This is a genomic window from uncultured Thiodictyon sp., from assembly GCF_903946935.1.
Lineage (GTDB): Bacteria > Pseudomonadota > Gammaproteobacteria > Chromatiales > Chromatiaceae > Thiodictyon.
Genome location: NZ_CAJAXH010000252.1, coordinates 1 through 5,462 on the forward strand (window position 1 = coordinate 1; position 5,462 = coordinate 5,462).

The window sequence follows — 5,462 nt, forward strand, 5'->3', positions numbered from 1 at the left end:
CAACGCCCACCGCACGTCAAGTCATGCGCGGCCTGATCATCGCTCCGGCCAGACCGGCCCTTGCGGCAACCCGTCGCGGCCTGGGGGCCGCTCCTACGCGGGTAGGAGCGGCCCCCAGGCCGCGACGAATGTTCGCGGAGTGGCCGGAACGATGATCAAGGCCCACGGCCGCAACGATGAACGATGCCGCCGAGTCGGGGACCTGACAGCCTCTCCAACGACGTGTTATTCTGCGATGACGAAACGCCCGCACCCTCCGCAATTAAACGTTGGCTGTCCCAGATTTCCCCCCGATCTCCCACAGCGGACCTGGTAAAGAATGATGAACCACAGCGCCCGACTCTATGAGCAGGACGTTAACGCCTGGGCCGAAGGCCAGGTCTTTCTGCTAAAACAAGGCTTGACCCAGGCGCTCGACGTTGAGCACCTTATCGCTGAGCTCGAAGACATGGGGAAGAGCAACCTCCGCGAGCTGGAAAGCCGTTTTATTATCCTGATTGCCCATCTGCTCAAGTGGCAATTTCAATTGGACACGTTGACGACCCGATGGAGAGACTTCGAGGCGAAAAGCTGGCGCAACACGATCATCGAGCAGCGCGCCCAACTTTTATTCCTGTTGAAAAAGGTACCTAGCCTGAAAGCGTCACTGCAACTCGCTATGATAGATGCCTACACCGACGCCCGCTGCCTAGCAATCAGAGAAACCAATTTCCCTGCCGAAACCTTCCCAGCGGATTGCCCATACTCGGTTGAGCAGATCCTGGACGAGGATTTTTACCCCAGGTCGCTGGCAATGCCTTGACATCCTCATTCTAAGTTAACCCGAGGGGTGTTCCTCTCCTATCTCGCCGCGGACCTGGAACGCTTGCATGCACAACCCCCGCGGTGGCCTTGATCGTCATTCCGGCCACCCCGCGAACATTCGTCGGGGCCGGGGGGCCGCTCTTACCCGCGTAGGAGCGGTCCCTGGCCGCGACGGGTTGCCGCAAGGGCCGGTCTGGCCGGAGCGATGACCAAGGCCCTCAGAGGCCTTGATCGTCATTCCGGCCGGGACGCCGGAATCCAGGCCATGGACGGCAACCTCTCGGCCGCTGCGGACTCGCAGAAAAAATAGCGGACCAAGCGGAACGACGATCAACGCCCACCGCACGTCAAGTCATGCGCGGCCTGATCAACGCTCCGGCCGATTGCGAGCCGTCATTCCGGTCGGGACGTCGGAATCTAGGCCACGGACGGCACTCTCTCAGCCGGTACCGACACGCAGAATAGAGGGCACGGTCGCAACGATGATCGATGCCGTCGGGTCGGGAACCTGACGGCCTCTCCAACGACGTGTTATTCTGCGATGACGAAACGCCCGCACCCTCCGCAATTAAACGTTGTCTGTCCCCGATTTCCGCCCAACCTATTGACCAAACGAGGTTTTTATGTTTGAGCGCTTTCGCGCACTTACTGCGAAGGAGATCGGGGCGATGTTGAATCTAGTAACCCCAATCCAAGAGACCCGTGCCTATCAATCGATCTTTGCCGAAGGCCGTCAGCGTGAGGCGAATTTGGTCCTGCGACACTTGGATCGGCGCATCGGCCCAGTACCAAAGCCCCACCAGGAGCGAATTACCGTGCTGCCGATCGACGACCTGGAAGCCCTGCTCGACTTCGCCGACGTGGCCGACCTCAATGCCTGGCTGGCGGGGCATTAAGGCGATTTCCGGAAAACCTGGTACCAACCACCGTCGGAGAGGATGTAGTTGCGACTTAGTTCCCACCTACACCACGAAGCACACCCGATGCGAATTTATCTCGACCTCTGCTGCTTTAATCGACCCTACGACGACCAAACCCAAGTCCGTATTCATCTGGAAACCGAGGCCATAATCCTCTTACAGGAGAAGGTCAAGCGATCCGAATGCGAACTGATCTGGTCGTCTACGCTTGACTTTGAAAACGCCAACAATCCCTATCAGGAGCATCGCCTGGCTATCCAGCAATGGCGCAGATTAGCCTGCACGGTCGTCATCGCGGAACCATCGGTGATCGGCAGAGCCCGTGAGCTGGCTGCGTCTGGCCTTGGACAGTACGACGCCTTGCACCTCGCGTCGGCGATTGCGGGAGACGCAAATCTCTTCGTAACAACCGACGACCGGCTACTCAGGAAAATGTCATCGTTAGATAAGCCAAGGGTCTTGCCACCGATCAATGCGCTTGCGATATTGGAGAATTGGTATGACAACGGAAACTGAGCTCCGCCTCCAAGGCATGAAGGTGCTGATTGGCGCTATGGGGATGATCGAGGCAGAACGTTTCGTGGCGGCAATCAACCGCGAACGATTCAACTATACCCAATGGCGCCAGCAGGGACTGCCCGAGCTGAGTATCGATGAAATCGCCGCTCGGGCAAACACACTGTCCGCCAGCCTCAACGCAAATCCTGATCCCTGAATCAACCTCAACGCTTCGCCCTGAGCCTTTCACCTCATGCCGGTCATCTCCGTCGAAAATCTGGCCTCGGTCACAATTCCGGCCACTTGGGTTCGCCCGGTGCGTAGTCAGGCCATCTTGGCCTGACACCGTCAAGGCTGGAAGCCCTGACAACGCACGCCGCTGGCCGGGATTATGATCGAGGCCCGAATCTGGTCCTGTGACTCTTGGCGCGACGCATCGGTCCGGTGCCCAAGACCCAACAAGCCCATATAACCGCACTGCCGATCGACGACCTGGAGGCCTTGGGCGAGGCCCTGCTTGACTTCTCCGACGTGACCGACCTCTATGCCTGGCTGGGGGGTCATTAAGGCGATTTCCGGAAAACCTGGTGTCAACGACCGTCGGAGAGGATGTAGGTGGGGCTTAAGTCGCGCCTACACTTGGTAGTCCGTCTATTTGCGGGGCGGCAGGATGGATGATCAAGGGCAGCTGATCTCTGCCACCGAATTGCCGGAGTAAATGATTCATGTCTACTCAAGCCAGTACCCTGGATAGACTGCAGCGATTGACCGTGATCTATCGTCAGGGCTATCACAGCGATGTTGTTGACCGAACATTGCAGAAAATTCTTGCCCTGGAAAACGCACAAGCCCGTCAGGAACTCACCGCGATCGAGGTTCGGCTGGTCGCATTTGAACAGGAGTACCAGATGTCTTCCGCCGATTTCGCGCAGCGCTTTCACGCCGGCGAATTGGGTGATGGGGTCGATTTTTTTGAATGGAGCGCGTTTTGCGACATGGCCGAAAGCCTGCGTCAACGTCTGCAACTGTTGCAAACTAAGGCGGCGTGATGGACGTGAGGGGCTACCTCAACGAGGTGAGAATCCGACTGGCCACCTCTGCCGCGATCACGGCGATCGACGTTTTGAGCGGTTTCGCACGCTTACCGCGAAGGAGATCTGGGCGATGTTGAATCTAGTAACCCCTATCCAAGAAACCCGTGCCTATCAATCCATCTTTGCCGAGGGCAAAGCCGAGGGCGAAGCCAAGGGCGAAGTCAAGGCCAAGGCCAACACCCTGAAACGCCAATTGACGCGTCGTTTCGGTCCGCTGCCTGCGTGGGCGGAGCTGCGGATCGCAACGGCACAGCACTGGCAGTTGGACCTCTGGCTCGACGGCATCTTCGATGTAGAGAGTCTGACGGCACTCATCGGCTCAGAATCCAATTGAGTCCCGAGCCATCGCCCGTCAAGCGATGCGCGGCGCGATCGTCATTCCGGCCGGGACGCCGTGATCCAGGCCACGGACGGCACTCGGTCAGCCGGTACTGACCGGCAGAACAGAGGCCGCGGCCGGAACGACGATCAGGGCCGATCCCGGTATCCGAACCGTCGCCGGAAATTTGATTTTGGGTCTGCGACTATGAACTGTCGTTTCGGCGCGCTGCCTGCGTGGGCGCAGCTGCGGATCGCAACGGCGCCGCACTGGCAACTGGACCTCGGGCTCGACGGTATCTTGGATGCAGAGAGTCTGACGGCCCTCACGGCCCTCAGGGCTCTGAGTCCAATTGACCCCCGAGTCACTGCCCGTCAAACGATGCGCGGCTCGATCATCGCTCCGGCCAAGGGCGAGCAGTCACTCCGGTCGGGACGCCGGAATCCAGGCCACGGACGGCAATCTCTGGCCGGTGCCGACGCGCCGAATGGAGGGGGCAGCTGGAACGATCATCGAGGCTGGCGCATGCGGAACCTGATGTCCTCTCCTGGGACCTGGTATTCTCCGATGACGAAGCGCCCGCAGCCTCGGCAATTAAACGCGGTCTGTCCGTGAGTTTCCGTCCCTGATTTCCTGCATCCCGTGAGCCACGACCAGAACTTTAAGAACCTGATTGTCGACTATCCGTACGAGTCGATCGCCTTCTTCGCGGCGGTCGAAGCCCACGCGGTCGATGCGGGCGCGCGCATCCTGCCCATCCGGGAGGAGCAACTCAAGGAGCGCCTGGGCGAGCGCTTTCGCGAGTTGGACGTGCCGCTGTTGGTCGAATGGCCCGATGGCCAGCGCGCGGCACTGTTGTTCGTGCTGGAGGAAGAAACCGACCCTAAGCGCTTCTCGATTCATCGCTTGGCCCATTATTGTCTCGACCTCGCCGAATTGTTCAAGACCGATCGGGTGGTGCCGGTGGTTATCTTCCTGCGGGCCGGCGACTATCCTGCCCGTCTCACCCTGGGCAGCGAGCGCAGCGGCTATCTGGACTTCCACTACCTCTCCAGTGCGCTATTCCAGATCCCGGCGCGCGAGCATCTGCACAGCCGCAACCTGGTGGCGCGGCTCATCCTGCCGAGCATGGCCTACGCGCCGCAGGACAAGCTCGAGGTCTACGCCCAAGCCGTCCGCGGTCTGATCGAGCTTGAGCCTCACCCTGAAAAGCGGCTGAAATATGCCGATTTCATCGACATCTATGCCGCCCTGGACGAGAATGAACGCCAAGTCTACAGCCAACGTTATCCCCGGGAGGCGGCCGAAATGACCGGATTCGCTCAGCGCTTTATCCAAGAGGGCATCCAGCAAGGCATCCAGCAAGGCATCCAGCAAGGCATGGAACGTGGTCTGGAGGCCGAGCGTCGGTTGCTCTTGCTGATGGCCAAGATGCGCTTCGATGCAGCCACTGCCACGCGCAGCGCGCCCCTGCTGGAGCGTATCGGTGACCCCGAGGCATTGGAGTTGCTGGGCGAGGCCCTGCCCGACAGTGTCGATGCCGCCACTTGGCTGGCGGCTGTCACCCAAGCCGCCGAGCCCGTGACCTGACGGCGCGATCGGATGAAAACCGATCAGTCAATCGACCTCTCGCAGGTGTTGCAATTTTGGTTTTTCGAGCGTTTTCGCGCGCTCACCGCGAAGGATATCTGGGCGATGTTGAATCTGGTAACCCCTATCCAAGAGACTCGTGCCTACCAGTCGATCTTTGCCGAGGGTGAAGCCAAGGGCAAAGCCGAGGGTATAGCCGAGGGCGAAGCCGAAGTCAAGGCCGAGGCCAACAGCCTG

General features: G+C 59.7%; 8 protein-coding genes and 1 pseudogene. All 9 read left to right on the plus strand.

Annotated features, from left to right (window positions below):
• The first annotated feature begins 319 nt into the window (after window positions 1-319).
• Window positions 320-802, plus strand: a complete 483-nt coding sequence (locus QZX93_RS22270) for a DUF29 domain-containing protein (protein ID WP_366760994.1) — start codon at window positions 320-322, stop codon at window positions 800-802.
• Window positions 803-1,427: 625 nt separating this feature from the next.
• Window positions 1,428-1,700, plus strand: a complete 273-nt coding sequence (locus tag QZX93_RS22275; protein WP_295390742.1) for a DUF4351 domain-containing protein — start codon at window positions 1,428-1,430, stop codon at window positions 1,698-1,700.
• 87 nt (window positions 1,701-1,787) lie between these two features.
• Window positions 1,788-2,240, plus strand: a complete 453-nt coding sequence (locus QZX93_RS22280) for a PIN domain-containing protein (RefSeq protein WP_295390744.1) — start codon at window positions 1,788-1,790, stop codon at window positions 2,238-2,240.
• Entirely contained in the window at window positions 2,224-2,439 is a 216-nt protein-coding gene (locus QZX93_RS22285) for a hypothetical protein (RefSeq protein WP_295390746.1), read from the plus strand. The genes QZX93_RS22280 and QZX93_RS22285 overlap by 17 nt, the downstream gene beginning before the upstream one ends.
• A 206-nt stretch (window positions 2,440-2,645) precedes the next feature.
• Window positions 2,646-2,789, plus strand: coding sequence for a DUF4351 domain-containing protein (locus QZX93_RS22290; protein ID WP_295390748.1), 144 nt, complete (start codon window positions 2,646-2,648; stop codon window positions 2,787-2,789).
• Window positions 2,790-2,947: 158 nt separating this feature from the next.
• The gene (locus tag QZX93_RS22295) at window positions 2,948-3,271 is read left to right on the plus strand and encodes a hypothetical protein (protein WP_295390749.1); all 324 of its coding nucleotides are present in this window, start codon (window positions 2,948-2,950) and stop codon (window positions 3,269-3,271) included.
• 115 nt (window positions 3,272-3,386) lie between these two features.
• On the plus strand, window positions 3,387-3,650 hold the full coding sequence (locus tag QZX93_RS22300; RefSeq protein WP_366760998.1) for a hypothetical protein: 264 nt from the start codon (window positions 3,387-3,389) through the stop codon (window positions 3,648-3,650).
• Between the two features lie 627 nt (window positions 3,651-4,277).
• A complete protein-coding gene (locus tag QZX93_RS22305) occupies window positions 4,278-5,225 on the plus strand; it encodes a hypothetical protein (protein ID WP_295390750.1) in 948 nt (315 codons plus the stop codon).
• 12 nt (window positions 5,226-5,237) lie between these two features.
• A pseudogene (locus tag QZX93_RS22310) lies at window positions 5,238-5,462 on the plus strand (hypothetical protein); the annotation flags it as partial.

What these genes read in the sequence shown, in the direction of transcription:
- QZX93_RS22270 (WP_366760994.1), top strand. Translation starts at nt 320, where the DNA reads ATGATGAACCACAGCGCCCGACTCTATGAGCAGGACGTTAACGCCTGG.
- QZX93_RS22275 (WP_295390742.1), top strand. Translation starts at nt 1,428, where the DNA reads ATGTTTGAGCGCTTTCGCGCACTTACTGCGAAGGAGATCGGGGCGATG.
- QZX93_RS22280 (WP_295390744.1), top strand. Translation starts at nt 1,788, where the DNA reads ATGCGAATTTATCTCGACCTCTGCTGCTTTAATCGACCCTACGACGAC.
- QZX93_RS22285 (WP_295390746.1), top strand. Translation starts at nt 2,224, where the DNA reads ATGACAACGGAAACTGAGCTCCGCCTCCAAGGCATGAAGGTGCTGATT.
- QZX93_RS22295 (WP_295390749.1), top strand. Translation starts at nt 2,948, where the DNA reads ATGTCTACTCAAGCCAGTACCCTGGATAGACTGCAGCGATTGACCGTG.
- QZX93_RS22300 (WP_366760998.1), top strand. Translation starts at nt 3,387, where the DNA reads ATGTTGAATCTAGTAACCCCTATCCAAGAAACCCGTGCCTATCAATCC.